Annotated in this window: 15 protein-coding genes; 8 read left to right on the top strand and 7 right to left on the bottom strand. The window is 73.4% G+C overall.

All coding sequences use genetic code 11. The annotated features are described in order from the left end of the window. Nucleotides 1–35 precede the first annotated feature (35 nt). Together ABZ321_RS51275 and ABZ321_RS51270 are read left to right on the top strand one after the other, a co-directional pair. The gene (locus ABZ321_RS51275) at nt 36–1637 is read left to right on the top strand and encodes a CHASE3 domain-containing protein (RefSeq protein ID WP_344514390.1); all 1602 of its coding nucleotides are present in this window, start codon (nt 36–38) and stop codon (nt 1635–1637) included. 43 nt (nt 1638–1680) lie between these two features. Continuing rightward, a complete protein-coding gene (locus ABZ321_RS51270; protein ID WP_354903722.1) occupies nt 1681–2841 on the top strand; it encodes an ATP-binding protein in 1161 nt (386 codons plus the stop codon). A 20-nt stretch (nt 2842–2861) separates the two neighbouring features. Here the strand turns inward: ABZ321_RS51270 and ABZ321_RS51265 are convergent, their stop codons facing one another. The 3 genes from ABZ321_RS51265 to ABZ321_RS51255 are packed head-to-tail and all read right to left on the bottom strand — an operon-like array spanning nt 2862 to nt 7664. Next, a complete protein-coding gene (locus ABZ321_RS51265; protein ID WP_354903720.1) occupies nt 2862–5591 on the bottom strand; it encodes an ATP-binding protein in 2730 nt (909 codons plus the stop codon). A gap of 40 nt (nt 5592–5631) precedes the next feature. Further along, complete coding sequence (locus ABZ321_RS51260; protein WP_354903718.1) at nt 5632–6588, bottom strand: TIGR03885 family FMN-dependent LLM class oxidoreductase; 957 nt, start codon at nt 6586–6588, stop codon at nt 5632–5634. A 41-nt stretch (nt 6589–6629) separates the two neighbouring features. Then, nucleotides 6630–7664: an aldo/keto reductase gene (locus ABZ321_RS51255; RefSeq protein WP_354903716.1), complete on the bottom strand. Its 1035-nt coding sequence runs from the start codon at nt 7662–7664 to the stop codon at nt 6630–6632. 86 nt (nt 7665–7750) lie between these two features. Between ABZ321_RS51255 and ABZ321_RS51250 the strand changes: the two genes are divergently transcribed. Further along, a complete protein-coding gene (locus ABZ321_RS51250) occupies nt 7751–8350 on the top strand; it encodes a TetR/AcrR family transcriptional regulator (RefSeq protein ID WP_354903715.1) in 600 nt (199 codons plus the stop codon). A 207-nt stretch (nt 8351–8557) separates the two neighbouring features. Beyond that, nucleotides 8558–10519: a PAS domain S-box protein gene (locus tag ABZ321_RS51245; RefSeq protein ID WP_354903713.1), complete on the top strand. Its 1962-nt coding sequence runs from the start codon at nt 8558–8560 to the stop codon at nt 10517–10519. Nucleotides 10520–10522: 3 nt separating this feature from the next. On the opposite strand, the gene ABZ321_RS51240 is transcribed toward ABZ321_RS51245, so the two are convergent. After that, nucleotides 10523–10834, bottom strand: a complete 312-nt coding sequence (locus ABZ321_RS51240; RefSeq protein ID WP_354903712.1) for a hypothetical protein — start codon at nt 10832–10834, stop codon at nt 10523–10525. Between the two features lie 186 nt (nt 10835–11020). Continuing rightward, complete coding sequence (locus ABZ321_RS51235) at nt 11021–11686, bottom strand: NAD(P)H-binding protein (protein WP_354903711.1); 666 nt, start codon at nt 11684–11686, stop codon at nt 11021–11023. 48 nt (nt 11687–11734) lie between these two features. Here ABZ321_RS51235 and ABZ321_RS51230 point away from each other — a divergent pair, with 48 nt between their 5' ends. Then, nucleotides 11735–12088 (top strand): helix-turn-helix domain-containing protein, encoded by a 354-nt coding sequence (locus ABZ321_RS51230; protein ID WP_344514372.1) that lies wholly within the window; start codon nt 11735–11737, stop codon nt 12086–12088. 8 nt (nt 12089–12096) lie between these two features. Here ABZ321_RS51230 and ABZ321_RS51225 read toward each other — a convergent pair whose 3' ends face one another. Then, nucleotides 12097–12903, bottom strand: coding sequence for a hypothetical protein (locus ABZ321_RS51225; RefSeq protein WP_354903709.1), 807 nt, complete (start codon nt 12901–12903; stop codon nt 12097–12099). A 57-nt stretch (nt 12904–12960) separates the two neighbouring features. Then, nucleotides 12961–14043: a LacI family DNA-binding transcriptional regulator gene (locus ABZ321_RS51220; protein ID WP_354903708.1), complete on the bottom strand. Its 1083-nt coding sequence runs from the start codon at nt 14041–14043 to the stop codon at nt 12961–12963. A 76-nt stretch (nt 14044–14119) separates the two neighbouring features. Between ABZ321_RS51220 and ABZ321_RS51215 the strand changes: the two genes are divergently transcribed. From ABZ321_RS51215 to ABZ321_RS51205, 3 genes are read left to right on the top strand one after another with little or no spacing between them, the layout of a single operon-like run. Then, a complete protein-coding gene (locus ABZ321_RS51215) occupies nt 14120–15019 on the top strand; it encodes a sugar ABC transporter permease (protein WP_344514367.1) in 900 nt (299 codons plus the stop codon). Continuing rightward, nucleotides 15016–15861 carry a carbohydrate ABC transporter permease gene (locus tag ABZ321_RS51210; RefSeq protein ID WP_354903706.1) on the top strand — a complete coding sequence of 282 codons (846 nt, stop codon included), beginning with the start codon at nt 15016–15018 and terminating at the stop codon, nt 15859–15861. Before ABZ321_RS51215 ends, ABZ321_RS51210 begins: the two co-directional genes overlap by 4 nt. Before the next feature lie 30 nt (nt 15862–15891). Next, nucleotides 15892–17229: a sugar ABC transporter substrate-binding protein gene (locus tag ABZ321_RS51205; protein ID WP_344514363.1), complete on the top strand. Its 1338-nt coding sequence runs from the start codon at nt 15892–15894 to the stop codon at nt 17227–17229. The last annotated feature ends 5 nt before the right edge of the window (nt 17230–17234 follow it).

Below are 17234 nucleotides of genomic sequence, written 5' to 3'. Positions count from 1 at the left end.
AGGCGCCGCCGCACCGGATCGCGTACCGTGCTGCTGTGATCGGCTCGGACGGATACCCGGCCACCAGAGTGTGGGACCGGTGGAGCAGCACCCGGTGGTTCGCGTCGGTGCTGATCGCGATGGTGGTGCTCGTCGTGTGCGGCGCGGCCGTCGGCGCGGGGGTGCTGAGCCACACCGCGGGGGTGTCCAACCGGCTCAGCGATCGGATCTCACCGGCCCGCACCGCGGTCGTCGAGCTGACCGCAGCCCTCGTCGACCAGGAGACCGGCGTCCGCGGCTTCCTGCTCAGCGGCGACGAGCGGTTCCTGGAGCCGTACGCGCGGGGCGTCGACGGCGAGCGGACCCTGCTGACCCGCATCCGGCAGTTGCTCGCCGGCGAGCCCGTCGCCCTCGCCGACCTCGACCGTGCCGAGGCGCAGGCCCGCGAGTGGCGGACCACCGTCGCGGACCCGGCGATCGAGACCCGCCGCCGCGGCAGCGACCCGGCGGCCGCGGTCGACACCGTGCTCGCCGGCAAGGCCGCCTTCGACGCGGTCCGGGACCGGGTCGCGGCCCTCGACAGGGACCTCGCCGCCATCCGGGACCAGGCCCGCGCGGACCTCGACGCGGCCCGCCGGCTGCGTGACGGCGTGTTCATCGGGATGATCGGGTTCCTGCTGCTGTTCATCGTCGCGATCGCGGTGCTGCTGCGCGTGGTGGTGCTGCGGCCCCTCGACAGGCTCAGCGCCGGCGTGCGGCGGGTCGCCGGCGGCGACTTCGACCACCGGCTCGCCGCGGCCGGTCCGGCGGACCTGGCCAGGCTGACCGGCGACGTCGAGACGATGCGCCAGCGGGTCGTCGACGCGCTCGTGGACAGCCAGCGGGCCCGGGCGAAGCTGGAGCAGCAGCAGCTCGAGCTGCACCGCTCCAACGCCGACCTGGAGCAGTTCGCCTACGTCGCCTCGCACGACCTGCAGGAGCCGCTGCGCAAGGTCGCCTCGTTCTGCCAGATGCTGCAGCGCCGCTACAGCGACCAGCTCGATGACAAGGCCCGGCAGTACATCGCCTTCGCCGTCGACGGCGCGACCCGGATGCAGCGGCTGATCACGGACCTGCTGACCTTCTCGCGGATCGGCCGCGTGTACGACGACAGCCGCTCCGTCGACCTCGACGACGTGGTCGCGCAGGCGGAGGCGAACCTCGCGGGCGCGATCGCGGACCGCGGCGCCCGGGTAGAGCGGCCGCCGCTGCCGACGGTGCCGGGCGACGTGACCCTGCTGACGATGCTGTGGCAGAACCTCATCAGCAACGCCATCAAGTTCCGCCACCCGGACCGGGACCCGGTGGTGCGGGTGGCGGTCGGCGAGGCCGGCGACATGTGGCAGTTCAGCGTCGAGGACAACGGCATCGGGATCGACCCGAAGTACGCGGACAAGATCTTCGTCATCTTCCAGCGGTTGCACTCGCGGGAGACCTACACCGGCACGGGGATCGGGCTGGCGGTGTGCAAGAAGGTGGTCGAGTTCCACGGCGGCGAGATCCGCCTCGACGACACGTACCGCGACGGTGCCCGCTTCGTGTTCACCCTGCCCCGCGAGGCGGCGGCCGCCGACGACCTGGACGCCGTGGGCGAACCGGAGGCGCTGGCCGTGCACTGATGCGGGACGAGCACGGTGCGTAGCGCAATACAATCGTTGCGTAATGTGGCGGAGCATCGGTTTTGACGGGAGCGCCGGAGCGGCCCGTGCCGCCGCCGGCCTGTTCCTGCTCGCCGGCGTCCTCGCCGTCCTCGGCGTCGCCCAGCCGCACAGCCGCGGCGGCGACCTGCTCGTCGTCGCCGTCGCCGACTTCTGCATCGCGGCGGCCGCGTGGTGGGCGCCGTGGCGGCGGCTGCACCCGAGGGCGACCGTGGCGCTCGCGCTCGCGGGGCTGGTGGTGCTGGCGTTCTCGACGTGGGCGTTCGGCGGGACCGCCGCCGGCACCGGGCCGTTCTTCGTCCTGCTCTTCGCGTGGGTCGGGCTGCACCACCCGCCCTGGATCGCGTACGCGCTGTCGCCGCTGACCGCCGCCGCCTACATCGCGCCGCTGATCGCCACGCACCAGCCGCCCGAGGTCGTCGGCAGCGCCGTGGTGTTCGTGCCGGTCGTGACCGCCGTCGCGGTGCTCATCGCGGGGCGGGTCCGGCAGTGGCGGCGGGCCCAGGACGAGGTCGCCGCGGCCGAGCGGTGGCGGGCGTCGCTCATGCTGACCCTGGCGCACGACGTACGGTCGCCGCTGACCGCCGTGCAGGGTGCCCTGGAGCTGCTCGACGAGGACGCGGGCCTGCCGCCGGAGCACCGGGCCCGGCTGACCGCCGCCGCGCTGCGCCAGGTCGCCCGGATCGCGCGGCTGGCCAGCGGGCTGCTCGACGTCGGCCGGGTCGAGGACGGCAGGCTCAAGCTGGACCTGCGCCCCGTCCTGGTGCGCGCGGCGGTCGCGGACGCGGTCCTGCTCACCCCGCAGGCGGACGCCGTCGTCGACGTCGAGCCCGGCCTGACGGTGGTCGCCGACCCCGACCGCCTCGAGCAGATGCTGGTCAACCTGATCGGCAACGCCATGCGGCACGGCGCCGCCCCGATCTGCGTGAGCGCGTCGGCGTCCGGCGGGACCACGACGATCGCCGTCCGCGACCACGGACCAGGGGTGCCGCCGGACGCCGTGAGCGCGTTGTTCAGCCGGTACGGCGGGGGAGCCGCGCCCCATTCCGTCGGCCTCGGCCTGTGGATCGTGCGCGAGCTGGCCCGGGCGCACGACGGCGACCTCACCTACGAGCCCGCCCACCCCGGCGCGTGCTTCGTCATCAGCCTGCCCGCCCGGCCGTGAGCGGCCGTGAGCGGTTCGGTTCAGCCGAACGTCTGGTCCGAGGGGACGCGGGACCGCGCCGTGAAGCGGGCGGACTGCGCGACGGGCAGCGTGAAGGACAGCCTGGCCCCGCCGCCCGGGTTGTCGTTCGCGGTGATCGTGCCGCCGTGCCGCTCCACGACCCGCTGGCAGATGGCGAGCCCGAGGCCGGTGCCGGCGTAGTCCGCGGTGCGGTGCGCGCGGTGGAAGCCGGTGAAGATCGCGTCGTGCTCGCCCTCCGGGATGCCGATGCCGCGGTCGGCGACGTCGACCCGGACCCACCCGGTGCCGTGCGGCGTCGCGCAGACGTCGACCCGCGCGGGTTGCCCCGGCGGCGTGTACTTCAGCGCGTTGCCGATCAGGTTGTCGAGCAGCTGCCGCAGCAGCGCCGGATCCGCGTGCACCGACGGCATGGCGCCGACGAAGATCTGCGGCGGCGGGCTGGTCGGGTCGGCGGCCTGTGCCGCGAGCCGCTCGGTGACCACGTCGTCGACGACGGCGCGCAGGTCGAGGTCCCGCGCGTCCAGCACGGCGTCGCGGGCCGCGGCGTAGCCGAGCAGGTCGTCGATGAGCCGGCGCATCCGGGCCGTCGTCGCCAGGGCCCGGTCCAGCACCGCCCGCTCCTCGCGGTGCTCCTGCCCGCACAGCCCGTCGCCGAGCGAGTCGCGGACGAACTCGGTGAACCCGCCGATCGCCGTCAGCGGGCTGCGCAGGTCGTGGGCGACGATGCCGGCGAACGCGGTCAGCTCGGCCTCCCGCTGCCGCAGCGCCGTGATCGTGTACGACGACGCGACCGCCCCCATGATCTGCCCCTCCCGGTCCCGCAGCGGCCGGGCGTGCATCATCACCACCTGCTGGTGCCCGTCGGCCTGGGTCACGTGCGCCTCGACCCCGTCGACCCGCCGGCCGTGCAGCGCCACGAGCAGCGGCAGGTCGTGCTCGGCGAACGGGGTGCCGTCCGGGTGCGCCATCCTGACCCGGCGGCTGCTCTCGACCGCCGGCAGCGGCCCGCCGGACCCGGCGTCGGCGCCGGCGTCGAGGCCCGGGATCGCGACCCGCGCCGCGCGGTTGGTGTGCACCAGCATGCCGTCGGCGTCGCAGGTGATGACGGTGACGTCCAGCGCGTCGAGGACCTGCCGCAGGTATGCCCGCTCGGTGGCGAGCTCGTCCCGCGCGGCGCGCAGCCCGGCCTCCGCCGCCTCCCGCAGCGCCAGCTCCTCGCGCATCGCGGTGTGCGCCTCGGCGATCGCCCGGTCCGCGGCGGCGCGCGCCGTGACGTCGTGGAACACCGCGACCGCGCCCGGCCGGCCGGCGCTGCCGTGCAGCGGCCGCGCCGACACGGTGATGACGACCCCGTCCGGGTTGCCGCCGTTGCGGATCACCATCGGCACCTGGTCGCTGGCCTCCCCGGCCAGGGCCCGGGCGAGCGGTAGCTCCCCGGTGGGGAACGGGGTGGCGCCGTCGGGCCGGAAGATCCCGTAGTGCGCCTGCCACGTGTCCGCGCCGTCCTGGCTGTCCTCCTCCACCCCGAGCAGCGCCTTGGCGGCCGGGTTGTGCAGCAGGAACCGGCCGTGCTCGTCGACCACCCCGACCCCGTCGCTGACGCTGTCGACCACGGCGGTGAGCAGGGCCGCGTGGTCGCGGGCGTCCGCCTCGGTGCGGCGCAGCCGTGCAGTCGCGGCCGCGACCCGGGCGTCCGCCCTGGCCCGCCCGGTGCCGAGCACGAACGTCAACAGGGCCAGCAGGCCGCCGAGGCCGAGGCCCGCGGCCGTCATCGCCGCCGGGAACGGGCCCGCGCCCGGCAGGTCCGCGGCGACGACGCTGATCCGCAGCCGCCACCGCGCCTGCGCCACCGCGACGTCGACGGTCCGGTGGTCGGTCCGGTGCCGGTCGGACTCGGCGCGGACCGCGGCCACGGTGCCCTCGGTGCCGTCGGCGTTGCGCGCCGACAGCGTCACGTCCGCGCTGTTCTGGGCGCTGCGCCGCACCGCGGCCGTCATGAAGTCCTGCCCCCGCAGCCCCATCAGCACCCAGCCGAGGAACGGCCGCTCCCCGTCGGCGCCCGACGCCGGAGGCGGGCCGGGCGTGCCGTAGACCGGGGCCGTCAGCACGAACGACTGCTGCCGCTGCTGCTCCGGCAGGTTCCGGTCGCGGATCAGCAGGTACGTGTCGGACACCGTGATCCGGCCGGACCGCCGGGCCTCGGCGAGGGCCCGCGTCGGCGCCGCCGCCTGCGTGACGTCGACGCCCAGCCCGCCGGCGGTGGAGCCGTCGAACGGCTCGCTGAAGATCGAGAAGATGTGGCCGGTCCCCGACCCGACCGGCGTGAGCGTCAGGCCCGGCACCCCGCGCTCGCGCCACAACGCCTGCACCCGGCCGATCTCGCCGTCGTCGGCGGGCACCATGAACGCGATCGACGTGGCGCCCGCCAGCCCCATGTGCCGCAGCGGGTCGACGGCCCGGGCGAACTTCGCCGCGGTCAGCGGCTCGAACGCGCCGGTCGCGGCCGCCACGGTGCGCAGGGTGTCGACGTAGCGGCCGGTCTCGTGGACGACGGCCGCCGCGACCGAGCCGACCTTGCGGTCCAGGGCCTGCGTCATCGCCCGGTGCTGCGCGCGGTCCAGCACCACCCCGGCGCTGACCGCCATCGCCGCGGTGAGGACCGCGACGAGGCTGGCGAGGGCCCCGGCGCGCGACATCGCCCGCCCGGCCCGCCGCAGGACGGACCACACACCCGGTTATCGGAGCGCGCCGCCCCGACCTTCGGACTTTCTACCGCAGTTGTGGCAGGACCTTCGCACCGAACGCGTCGATGAACTCGTCCTGCCGCTGCCCGACGTGGTGCAGGTAGATCTGGTCGAAGCCGAGCTCGGCGTACCGGTGCAGGATCTCGGCGTGCCGGCCCAGGTCGGCGCCGACGTGCACGGTGCCGGCGACCTGCTCCGGGGTCACGTGCTCGGACACCGCGTCGAAGTGCCCGGCGGTCTCCAGGTCCCAGCAGACGGGCGGCGCGAAGACGTTGCTGCGCCACTGCTCGTGCGCGACGGCCAGGGCCTCCTCGTCCGTCGGCGCCCAGCTCAGGTGCACCTGGAGGCAGAGGTCACCGCGCCCGCCCGCGGCCCGGTACGCGTCGATCATGCGGCGCAGGTGCTCGACCGGCTGGTTCACGGTGATCAGGCCGTCGGCCCACGCCCCGGCCCAGCCGGCGGTCTCCACGCTGACGGCCGCGCCGACCAGCCTGACCGGCTCGTCGGGGCGCGTCCACAGCCGCGCCCGGTCCACGGTGACGAGCCCGTCGTGGCTGACCTCCTCGCCGGCGAGCAGCGCCCGGATGACGTCGACGCACTCCCGCAGCCGCGCGGCGCGGACGTCCTTGCGCGGCCAGCCGTCGCCGGTGATGTGCTCGTTGCTGGCCTCGCCGGTGCCGAGCGCCGCCCAGAACCTTCCCGGGTACATCGCCGCGAGTGTCCCGATCGCCTGCGCGATGATCGCCGGGTGGTACCGCTGGCCGGGCGCGTTGACGATCCCGAACGGCAGCGACGTCGCCTGCAGCGCCGCGCCGAGCCACGACCACGCGAACGCCGACTGCCCCTGCCGGGCGCTCCACGGCGAGAAGTGGTCGGAGCACATGGCCGCGCCGAACCCGGCGGCCTCCGCCCGCCGCACCGCGGCCAGCAGCGCGGACGGGTGGATCTGCTCGTGCGAGTTGTGCAACCCGTAGACCGTCATGCCGGCTCTCTTACCCACCCCGTCCCCGTCCCCATGCACGGTCAGACCGGTGCGGGGTTGAGCCGGGCGAAGGCTTCCTGACGCTGGTACGGGAAGTGCGGGTACGGCGCGGTGCGGGCGCTGGCCGCGTCGAGGCGGGCCAGCTGCTCCGGCGTGAGCGACCAGCCCACGGCGCCCAGGTTCTGGCGGAGCTGGGTCTCGTCGCGGGCGCCGACGACGACGGACGCGACGGTCGGGCGGTGCAGCAGCCAGTTGATGGCGATCTGCGGCACGGCCCGGCCGGTTTCGGCGGCGACCTCGTCGAGCGCGTCGACCACGGTGTAGAGGTGCTCGTCGTCGACGGGCGGGCCGAAGCCGGCCGTCTCGTGCAGGCGGCTGCCGGCCGGCGGCGGGGTGCCCCGGCGGATCCGGCCGGTGAGCCGGCCCCAGCCGAGCGGGCTCCACACGACGGCGCCGAGGCCCTGGTCGAGAGCGAGCGGGAGCAGGTCCCACTCGTAGTCCCGGCCGACCAGCGAGTAGTAGACCTGGTGGGCGACGTAGCGCGGGTAGCCGTGCCGGTCGGCGGCCGCGAGGGACTTCATGATCTGCCAGCCGGCGAAGTTGGAGACACCGAGGTAGCGAACCTTGCCCGCGCGGACCAGGCCGTCCAGCGTCGAGAGCACCTCCTCCACCGGTGTGCCGGCATCGAACGCGTGCAGCTGGAACAGGTCGATGTGGTCCGTGCCGAGGCGGCGCAGCGCCGCGTCGCAGGCGCGGATCAGCCGGGACCGCGACGAGCCGGCGTCGCCGGGGCCGTCGCCGGTCGGCAGGCTGGTCTTCGTCGACAGCAGGACGCGGTCGCGGCGGCCCTTCACGGCCTGCCCGAGCACCTCCTCCGAGGCGCCGTCGGAGTAGACGTCGGCGGTGTCGAACATCGAGACGCCGGCGTCGAGGCAGATGTCGACGAGCCGGCGGGCCTCGCGGGCGCCGGTGCTGCCCCACGCGCCGAAGAGTGGCCCGCTGCCGCCGAAGGTCCCGGCCCCGAAGCTCAGCGCGGGCACCTGCAACCCCGACGCACCCAGCCGGCGGTACTCCATGATCGCACTCCTAACGGGTCTGTAGTTCCGTTAACGCTTCCGTTACGCTAGCACCGGCACCGGCTAAACGGAACTGGAGCACCGTTATGACGAGCAACACGCGACCCGGCGGGCGCACCGCCAGGGTGCGGGGCGCGGTGCTGCGCGCCGCCGGCGACGCCCTCGCCGAGCACGGCCTGGCCGGCCTCGACCTCGCCGACGTGGCCCGCCGGGCAGAGGTGGGGAAGACGACCGTGTACCGCCGCTGGGGGACCGTCACCGGGCTCGTCGCCGACCTGCTGCTGGACATGGCGGAACAGTCGCTGCCCCGCTCGGACACCGGCTCGCTCGACGGCGACCTGCGCGCCAACGCCAGGCTGGTCCAGCGGACGCTGAGCGATCCGCGGCAGGGGCCGCTCTTCAAGGCAGTCATCGCCGCGGCCACCTCGGACCCGCGGACCGCCGCGGCGCTGCACGGCTTCTACGACACCCGTATCCGCGAGTGGGCGTCCTGCGTGGAGCTCGCCGTCCGGCGTGGCGAGCTCCCGGAGGGCACTGACGCGCACGAGGTGGTCCGCGCGGTCTCGGCGCCGCTGTACTACCGGCTGCTGGCCAGCGGTGACCCGGTCGACGTGGCCGCCGCCGACCGGGCGGCCGCCGCAGCCGCCGCGGCCGCCCGCGCGGGGATCTTCGTCCGCACCGCGTAGCCGCCCTGCGGCGATGGCGAGGCGCTCGGCGATCCGCGGGGCGAACGGGCCGACGGCGGTCGACCGGCGCGGTCACCAGATGAACGCCGTCGCCAGGACGGGATCGTGGCCGGCGGCCCGCCCGGACTGTCCGTCGGCGCCGCCACCGGTTCCGCGTCGAACGACGTGCCCGCACGGACGCCTAACCGGCGTATCCAGGCTGCCGATATGGCAGGCATGCCGGAGGAGCTGTACCTGCTCGGCAACGTCGTGATCATGCTGGCCTACGCCGCCATCATGGTCGCGATCGTCGTCCCGGTCGCCAGGGCCGGTCAGCTGCGCACCAACAAGCTCGCCGTGGCGACCGCGCTGATCTTCTTCAGCTGCGCCGTCGGGCACGGGCTGCACGCGCTGACGGCCGCGCGCGGCCTGGCGACGGGTGCCGGTCATCCGGCGTCCTGGACGGCGGCGCTGTGGGACGTGCTCACCGCCGGTGTCGGCGTCTACTACTGGACGCTCCGGCGCGGATACGGCGTGCTGCTCGACAAAGGCGCCATGTACGTCGACCCGTGGCGGCAGCACCGTCTCGACGCCGCCGGTGCGCGCGAACGGGCCGCGCGGGCCAGCGCCGAGAACCACCGGGCGACCCTCGCCGCCGTCGTCGAACACACCGCCGACGCCATCATCGGCGCCGACCCCGACGGCACCATCACGGCCTGGAACAGCGGCGCGGAGCGGCTCTTCGGCTACACCGCCGCCGAGGCGATCGGCCGGCACGCGCTGATCGTGACCGACGGCGAGAGCACGGACGAGCAGGCGCGGCTCATGGACCGCATCCGCGCCGGCGAGCGGAGCCTGTCCTACGAGGCGCAGCGGGTGCACAAGGACGGCTCGCCGCTGGAGGTCGCGTTCACCGTCGCCCCGATCCAGGACGGCGCCGGGACCGTCATCGGCATCTCCGTGGTCGCCCGCGACATCGCCGCGGCGAAGGAGGCCGCGGAGCGGCAGCGCGCCATGCAGGAGCGCACCCATCAGGCGCAGCGGATGGAGAGCCTCGGCAAGCTCGCCGGCGGCGTCGCGCACGACTTCAACAACCTGCTCGCGATCATCGTCAACTACACCGACTTCGCCATGCAGGGCGGCAAGGTCGACGCGACCGTCCAGGCGGACCTCGCCCACGTGCGCACCGCCGCGGACCGCGCGATCAACCTGACCCGCCAGCTGCTGACGTTCACCCGCGGCGACGCGATCCAGCCGCAGGACGTCGACGTCAACACCGCCGTCGCCGAGGTCCAGACCATGCTGGAGCGCACGATCGGCGAGCACATCACGCTCATCACCGTGCCGTCGGCGCAGCCGCTGACCGTGCGCGCCGACCCCGGCCAGCTCCAGCAGGTGCTGCTCAACCTGGCGCTCAACGCCCGCGACGCGATGCCCGACGGCGGCACGCTGGTGATCGAGGCCAACACCGCCGACCTGACCGGCGACGAGCTCGCCGTGCAGCCGCAGCCGGCGCCCGGCCACTACGCCCGGCTGCTCGTCAGCGACACCGGCGAGGGCATGTCCCCGGAGGTCGCCGCGCACGTCTTCGAGCCGTTCTACACGACAAAGCCGCGCGGGCAGGGCACCGGCCTGGGGCTGGCCACGGTGTATGGCATCCTCGCCGAGGCGGGCGGCAGCATCAACCTGTACACCGAGGCCGGTGTAGGCACCACGTTCCGCGTCTACCTGCCGCTGGTCACATCGGCCGGACCGGCGCCGGGCAGGCCGGCCCGCGCCGCCACCCCGCCGCACGGCGGTGGCCGCACCGTCCTCGTCGTGGAGGACGAGCCGGCGCTGGCCCGGGTCGTCACCCGCATCCTGGGCAACGCGGGCTACCGCGTCGTGGCGTGCGCGAACGGCGAGGAGGCCCTCGCGGTGGACGCCCAGCGCGCGTGCGACATCCTGCTCACCGACGTCATCATGCCCGGCATGTCCGGCCGCCGCCTCGCCGAGTGCCTGCACGAGCGCCGGCCGGGCCTGCCGGTGCTGTACATGTCCGGGTACAGCAACGGCCTGCTCGGCACGACCCACGTGCTGGACGGGGACATCGCGTTCCTGGAGAAGCCCTTCACGGCCGACCAGCTGCTGGTGAAGCTGGGCGAGGCGGCGGTCGCCTCACAGGTTGACCGTGCTGCGGTGGCCGGTTGACGGTCAGGCCGGGATCGGCAGGACGGTGCCGGTGCCGCGTTCGACGGCGGCGACGCCGGTGTGCCCGCGGGCCGGGATGTAGACGTCCATGCCGGTGATGAACGTCTGCGCGTAGAACTCCGGCAGCGGCGCCGACAGGTCGGTGACGCCGTCGCTGCCCTCGTCGAACGCGAAGATGCCGATGACCCGCTTCACCCGCGGGCTGTCGGCCTCGTTGAGCTGTCGCTGCCGTGGGACATGATGCCCGACACGCCGGGCGTGCCGCGGGACCGCACGGCACGGCCGTCGCTGGACGAGGTCCTCGAACTGCGCCACGACCGCATGGCGACCGTCCGCACTCTGGTCGACGGCCTGGCCGACGCGTCCCTCGCCGCCGACACCGTGCCCGTGCGGGCGCCGGGCCGGCCGCCGCCGCGCGCCTTCGCCGTGCACGACTGCCTGTCGGTGGCGCTCAACGAGGAGTGGGAGCACTGCCTGCACGCCGAGTGCGACCTCGACGCCCTATTCGAAGACCGACACCCGGCGGCGGTGCATCGTCGGCGTCTCGATCTCGTCGAGCACGGCGACCGCCAGGTCCGCGTACGACAGTCCCGACGCGGGCAGGGTCTCGCCGCCGATCCGGTACCGCCCCCGCCGTGGGCCTGCCGGGTCCAGCCCCGCGGGTGGCGTCAGCATCAGCCAGTCGACGTCTTCGCCGGCCGTACGCCAGCGATCCAGCCCCGCGGCGTGCGACAGTGCGAACGGCCGCAGGTGCGCCGGGAACGCCGCGGGATCGTCGTGGACCGGCCGCCCGTCGGCGCCGAGCAGGTTCGCGAACAGGCCGATCGGCACGGCCCGCCGCACCCCGGCCAGCGGCAGGCCGTGCAGGAGCGCGTCGGCGGCGTCGGCGAAGAACCGGGCGTCGAGCGGGCCGAGCGCGGCGAGCGCCTCGGGGCCCGACGCCGGGGTGACCGCGCTGACCACCGCCGTGTGCCCGCGCGCGATCGACGCCGTCGCCGCCCCGTCGCGCACGTCGCCCCGCACCACACGCACGCCTTCTGCCGCGATGTCCGGGTGCCTGGACGGGTCGCGGACCACCGCGGTGACCTGATGGCCGCGGGCGAGCGCCTCGGCGGTGACCGCCCGCCCCGCCCTGCCGCCCGCTCCGAAGATGACGATGCCACTCATGGGCCGGACGGTAGCCGCGCCGGCACCGGTTACTGCAAACATACCGGGATGGACCTGGACCCGCGGATGTTCGACCCGGTGTGCCCGTCCGGCGCGCTGCCGTTCCAGATCGGCGACAAGTGGACGGCGATGGTGGTGCTGTGCCTGGAGCACGGCCCGCGCCGCTTCACCGAGCTGCGGGTCCCGCTGCGCGCCGTGACGCCGAAGGTGCTCACGGAGACGCTGCGGGCGATGGAGCGCGACGGGCTCGTGGTGCGCACCGCGTACGCGGAAAATCCACCGCGCGTTGAATATGCGCTGACCGATCTCGGCCGCACGCTGCTGACGCTCATCGAGGCGGTGCGGGCCTGGAGTGCCGAGCACCTTCCCGCGCTGCTGGCCGCCCGCGCCGCCAACTCCTGACGCCCCGGCTACTCCTGTGGCGGTTGCGGCGTCTGTACGACTGGCGCCGGCGGTTCCGTTGCCGTGGGCTGATCCTGCGGCGTCTGCGGCGCCGGCACGACGTGCGCCGGTGCCGGTGCGACGTGCGCCGACGGGTCCGGGCAGATGAAGTACGGGCCGGGGTAGGCCGGCCACGCGGGCGGCACCGGCGCGGCGGCCCGCGGCACGAAGTACCGGTGCGCCGGCGGCAGCGCGAGCAGCAGGACGACCGCCACGCTGAGCGTCACGACGAGGAACAGGCCGAGGGCGCCGCCCAGGAACGCGAGGTCGGAGAAGTCCTCGACGCGGTCCCAGAGGATCGACTGGAACTGCGACGCCTCCGGCGAGTCCCACGACGCCCCGTCGTCGACGACCACGTCGGAGTCCCAGTCGGCGGTGGCGAGCAGCGGCAGCATCAGGAGTCCGCCGCACATCTGCAGCGTGATCAGCAGCAACTGGCCGGCGGCGGCGACGAAGACGAAGATCCGGGCGACGTTGCTGCCGCGCAGCACCGGCAGCGCCGTGATCCCGAGCCACAGCGCCAGGACCAGGGCGGGCACCCCCACGAACAGCGCGGAGAACAGGTTTCCGGTGCGCTCGGTGTCGACCTCCCGCGGGTCCACGCCCGGCACCATCCCGGCCGCCCGCGAGATCTCCGCGTCGTAGTGCACCGCGTACGCGACGACCATCCCCACCACGGTCAGCAACACCGCCGCGGCGGCCAGCTGCAACCAGAACGCCACGGTCACCTGTGCGGGCCGCGCCAGCCGCGCCGGCCGAACTACCTCAACAGTCACAGCAAGCGACCCTACGGGCGGGCCGACCCCGCGACCTACAGCCGTTCGGTCAGCCCGTCAACGGCCGATGTCCGGCGGCGGGGCGGTGCTGGCGCGAAGGACGATGCGGGTGGGGACGAGGTCGGTGCCGGGGTCGGCGGGCTCGTTGCGGAGCTGGCGGAGCAGAGCCTGGACGCAGCGGCGGCCGACCTCGGCGAAGTCCTGGTGCACGGTGGTCAGCGGCGGCAAGTAGGACGACGCGTCGGCGATGTCGTCGAAGCCGACGACGCTGACGTGCGCGGGGACCGGGCGGCCGCGCTCGTGCAGGGCGCGCAGGACGCCGAGGGCCATCTGGTCGTTGGCGGCGAACACGGCGGTGCAGTCGGGGCGGGCGGCGAGCCGCAGGCCGGCCCGGTAGCCGGACTCGGCGGACCAGTCGCCGCGCTCGACCGGCGGCACGGGGCGGCCGGCCGCCTCCAGCTCGGCGCGCCACGCCTTCGCGCGGCGGTCACTGGCGAAGGACTCGGCCGGGCCGGCGACGTGCCAGACGGTGCGGTGGCCCAGATCGAGCAGGTGCCGGACGGCCTGGCGGGCGCCGTCGGCCTGGTCGGTGTCCACGACCGGGTAGAGGTCGCCGGCGTCGGAGTCGACCACGACCACGTGGACGCCGGGCGGCAGGGAGACGGTGCTGGCGTCGAGCAGATGGATCTCGAGGATGACGATGACGCCGTCGACGGCGAGCTCGCCCATGCGCGTGAACGCGCCCAGCACGTTGTCCTGGGTCGGCATGTCGACGGGGATCAGCGTGATGGCGTAGCCCTCGGCGGCGGCGTGGGTGGCGATCGCCTCGACGGTGCGGCTGTTGCCGGTCGAGGAGAGCCCGAACAGGATGACGCCGAGGGTGTTGAACTGCCCGTAGCGCAGCGAGCGGGCCGCGCTGTTGGGTCGGTAGCCGAGCTCCCGCATCGCGGCGAGGACCTGCTCGCGGGTCGCCTCGATGACGCCCGGGTGGCCGTTGGAGACGCGCGAGACGGTCTGCGACGACACGCCGGCGAGGGCGGCCACGTCGGCCATCGAGACGCGCTGCTTGCGGCGGCCGCCGGGCACGTCCGAGCCGCCGCGCTGCACGCCGGCGGCCGGGCGGATCGCGTCGACGTCCATCGCTTGCTCCTTGACGGTCCTGGTGAGGGGTGCCACTATACCGGCACTCACGTTTACGTAAACATCGTTCACCGCGGTGCGCGATGTTTACGTAAACACCGACGTAGAGGAGGTCATCGTGGCGCGGGTCGGCTGGCTGTTCACGGCCCCGTTCCTGGCGGTCTTCGCGCTCGTGTTCCTCGCCCCGATCGGCTACGGCGTCTACCTGAGCCTGTTCGACACCAAGTTGATCGGCGGCACCACGTTCGCCGGCGCCGGCAACTACGCCAAGGCGCTCAGCGACCCGCAGTTCTGGTCCTCGTTCGGCCGGGTGGCGCTGTTCCTCGCCGTCCAGGTGCCGGTGATGCTGTTCCTGGCGCTGCTGCTCGCGCTCGCCATCGACAGCGGCCGGCTGCACGGCGCCGCGTTCTTCCGGATCTCGGTGTTCCTGCCCTACGCGGTGCCGGCGGTCGTCGCCGCGCTCATGTGGGGCTTCATGTACGGCGACCGCTTCGGCCTGGTCGGCAACCTCGAACGGGCCCTGCACGTGACCCTGCCCGACCTGCTCTCGCCCGACGTCGTCCTCGCGTCCATCGGCAACATCGTGACCTGGGAGTTCGTCGGCTACAACATGCTGATCCTGTACTCGGCGCTGCGGGTGGTGAACCCGTCGCTGTACGAGGCCGCGGAGATCGACGGCGCCGGGCAGATCCGGATCGTGCGGGTGATCAAACTGCCCGCGCTGCGCGGGCCGCTGCTCATCGCGACCATCTTCTCGATCATCGGCAGCTTCCAGCTGTTCAACGAGCCGAGCATCCTCAAGACCCTGGCGCCCAACTCGATCAGCACGTTCTACACGCCCAACCTGTACGCCTACTCGCTGTCGTTCTCCGGGCAGCAGTACAACTACTCCGCCACGATCGCCGTCGTCATGGGCGTCATCACGATGGTCGTCGCCTACCTGGTGCAGCTGCGCGGCCTGCGGAGGGCGTCATGAGGCGCCGCCGCAGCGTCACGCTGACCGCCGCCTGCTCCCTGATGCTCGTCTACAGCCTGCTCCCGCTGGTGTGGCTGCTCATCAACGCGACGAAGACGCAGGACGGGCTGCTCAGCTCGTTCGGCCTGTGGTTCGCCGACGACTTCGCGTTCCTCGGCAACGTCGCCGACACGTTCACCTACGACGGCGGCATCTTCACCCGCTGGCTGCTCAACACGCTGCTCTACGTGGTCGCCGGCGCGGGTGGGGCGACCCTGCTCGCGGCCCTGGCCGGCTACGGGCTGGCGAAGTTCGACTTCCCCGGGCGCAGGGCCGTGTTCGCGGTCGTCCTCGGGGCCGTCGCGGTGCCGGGCACCGCCCTCGCCGTGCCGACGTTCCTGATGTTCTCCGGGCTCGGCCTCACCAACACCCCCTGGGCGATCATCGTGCCCTCGCTGGTCTCCCCGTTCGGCCTGTACCTGATGTGGAACTTCGCCGGCGACTCGGTGCCCGACGAGCTGCTCGAGTCGGCGCGCGTCGACGGCGCGGGGGAGCTGCGCACGTTCTTCTCCATCGGGTGCCCGCTCATGGCGCCCGGCGCCGTCACTGTCCTGCTGTTCAACGTCGTCGCGACCTGGAACAACTACTTCCTGCCGCTGATCATGCTGAAAGACCCTGACTGGTATCCGCTCACCCTCGGGCTCAAGTCCTGGAACCAGCAGGCGACGACCGCCGGCGGCGAGGCCGTCTTCAACCTCGTCATCACCGGCTCGCTGCTCACGATCGTGCCGCTCATCGCCGCGTTCCTGCTGCTGCAACGGTTCTGGCAGTCGGGCCTCAACGCCGGGGGCGTCAAGGAATGACACCCCACCCCAATGAGAAGGGAATCCGCCATGCCGGCATCCCGCCGCACACTCCTGCTCGGCGCAGCGTCGCTGACCGCGTCGCTGCTCATCTCCGGCTGTACCGGCGACGACACCTCTGAGAAGGCCCAGGGGAACGTGTCCGACGCCGACCTCACGGCCGCCCTCGACAAGGGCGGCGAGCTCACCGTCTGGGCCTGGGAGCCGACGCTGAAGAAGGTCGTCGCCGACTTCCAGACGAAGTACCCGAAGGTGAAGGTCAACCTGGTCAACGCGGGCACCGGCAACGACCAGTACACGGCGCTGCAGAACGCCATCAAGGCCGGCTCCGGCGTCCCCGACGTCGCGCAGGTCGAGTACTACGCGCTGCCGCAGTTCGCCCTCGCGAAGTCGCTGACCGACCTCAACCCCTACGGTTTCGGCGCGCTGCAGAGCACGTTCACGCCCGGCCCGTGGAGCTCCGTGCACGCCGGGGCCGCCGCGTACGGGCTGCCGATGGACTCCGGCCCGATGGCGCTGTTCTACAACAAGGAGGTCTTCGACAAGCACGGCGTCGCGGTCCCCGCCACCTGGGACGAGTACGTCGCCGCCGCCCAGAAGCTGCACGCCGCCGACCCGAGTGTGTACATCACCAGCGACACCGGCGACGCCGGCTTCACCACCAGCATGATCTGGCAGGCCGGCGGCAGACCGTACACAGTGGACGGCACGAAGGTCGGCGTGAACTTCGCCGACCCGGGCACGCAGAAGTTCACCGCCATGTGGCAGAAGCTCATCGACGGCAAGCTGCTGTCGCCGGTGAACGGCTGGAGCGACGCCTGGTACAAGGGCCTCGGCGACGGCACCATCGCCTCGCTCGTCATCGGCGCGTGGATGCCCGCGAACCTGGAGTCGGGGGTGAAGGCCGCCGCCGGCAAGTGGCGGGTCGCGCCGATGCCGCAGTGGGAGGCCGGCGGGAAGGCCACGGCGGAGAACGGCGGCAGCTCCCTCGCGCTGCCCGCCGCCGGCGGCAACAAGACCCTCGCCTACGCGTTCAGCAGGTACGCCACGGTCGGCGACGGCGCGCAGTCCCGGGCCGACAACGGCGCCTTCCCCGCCACCACCGCACAGCTGGACGCGGCGGCGTTCAAGAACAAGGAGTTCGCGTACTTCGGCGGGCAGAAGGTCAACGAGGTCCTCGCCCAGGCCGCCGGCCAGGTCGTGCCCGGCTGGACCTACCTGCCGTTCCAGGTCTACGCCAACAGCGTCTTCAACGACACCGCCGGCAAGGCGTACCTCGGCGGCGGCGTCACCCTGCAGAACGGCCTCAAGGCCTGGCAGGACTCGTCGGTGAAGTACGGCAAGGAACAGGGCTTCACCATCCAGTAAGGGAG

This window comes from Dactylosporangium sp. NPDC006015 (genome assembly GCF_040614215.1).
Taxonomy (GTDB): Bacteria; Actinomycetota; Actinomycetes; order Mycobacteriales; family Micromonosporaceae; genus Dactylosporangium; species Dactylosporangium maewongense.
Note: the sequence above shows the minus strand (reverse complement) of the source record. Positions and strands in the feature narration are given on the sequence as shown.

Coding starts and splice junctions, on each gene's coding strand:
- ABZ321_RS51270 (WP_354903722.1), top strand. CDS start 1,681: ATGTGGCGGAGCATCGGTTTTGACGGGAGCGCCGGAGCGGCCCGTGCC.
- ABZ321_RS51260 (WP_354903718.1), bottom strand. CDS start 6,588: ATGACGGTCTACGGGTTGCACAACTCGCACGAGCAGATCCACCCGTCC.
- ABZ321_RS51255 (WP_354903716.1), bottom strand. CDS start 7,664: ATGGAGTACCGCCGGCTGGGTGCGTCGGGGTTGCAGGTGCCCGCGCTG.
- ABZ321_RS51250 (WP_354903715.1), top strand. CDS start 7,751: ATGACGAGCAACACGCGACCCGGCGGGCGCACCGCCAGGGTGCGGGGC.
- ABZ321_RS51245 (WP_354903713.1), top strand. CDS start 8,558: ATGGCAGGCATGCCGGAGGAGCTGTACCTGCTCGGCAACGTCGTGATC.
- ABZ321_RS51235 (WP_354903711.1), bottom strand. CDS start 11,686: ATGAGTGGCATCGTCATCTTCGGAGCGGGCGGCAGGGCGGGGCGGGCG.
- ABZ321_RS51230 (WP_344514372.1), top strand. CDS start 11,735: ATGGACCTGGACCCGCGGATGTTCGACCCGGTGTGCCCGTCCGGCGCG.
- ABZ321_RS51220 (WP_354903708.1), bottom strand. CDS start 14,043: ATGGACGTCGACGCGATCCGCCCGGCCGCCGGCGTGCAGCGCGGCGGC.
- ABZ321_RS51210 (WP_354903706.1), top strand. CDS start 15,016: ATGAGGCGCCGCCGCAGCGTCACGCTGACCGCCGCCTGCTCCCTGATG.
- ABZ321_RS51205 (WP_344514363.1), top strand. CDS start 15,892: ATGCCGGCATCCCGCCGCACACTCCTGCTCGGCGCAGCGTCGCTGACC.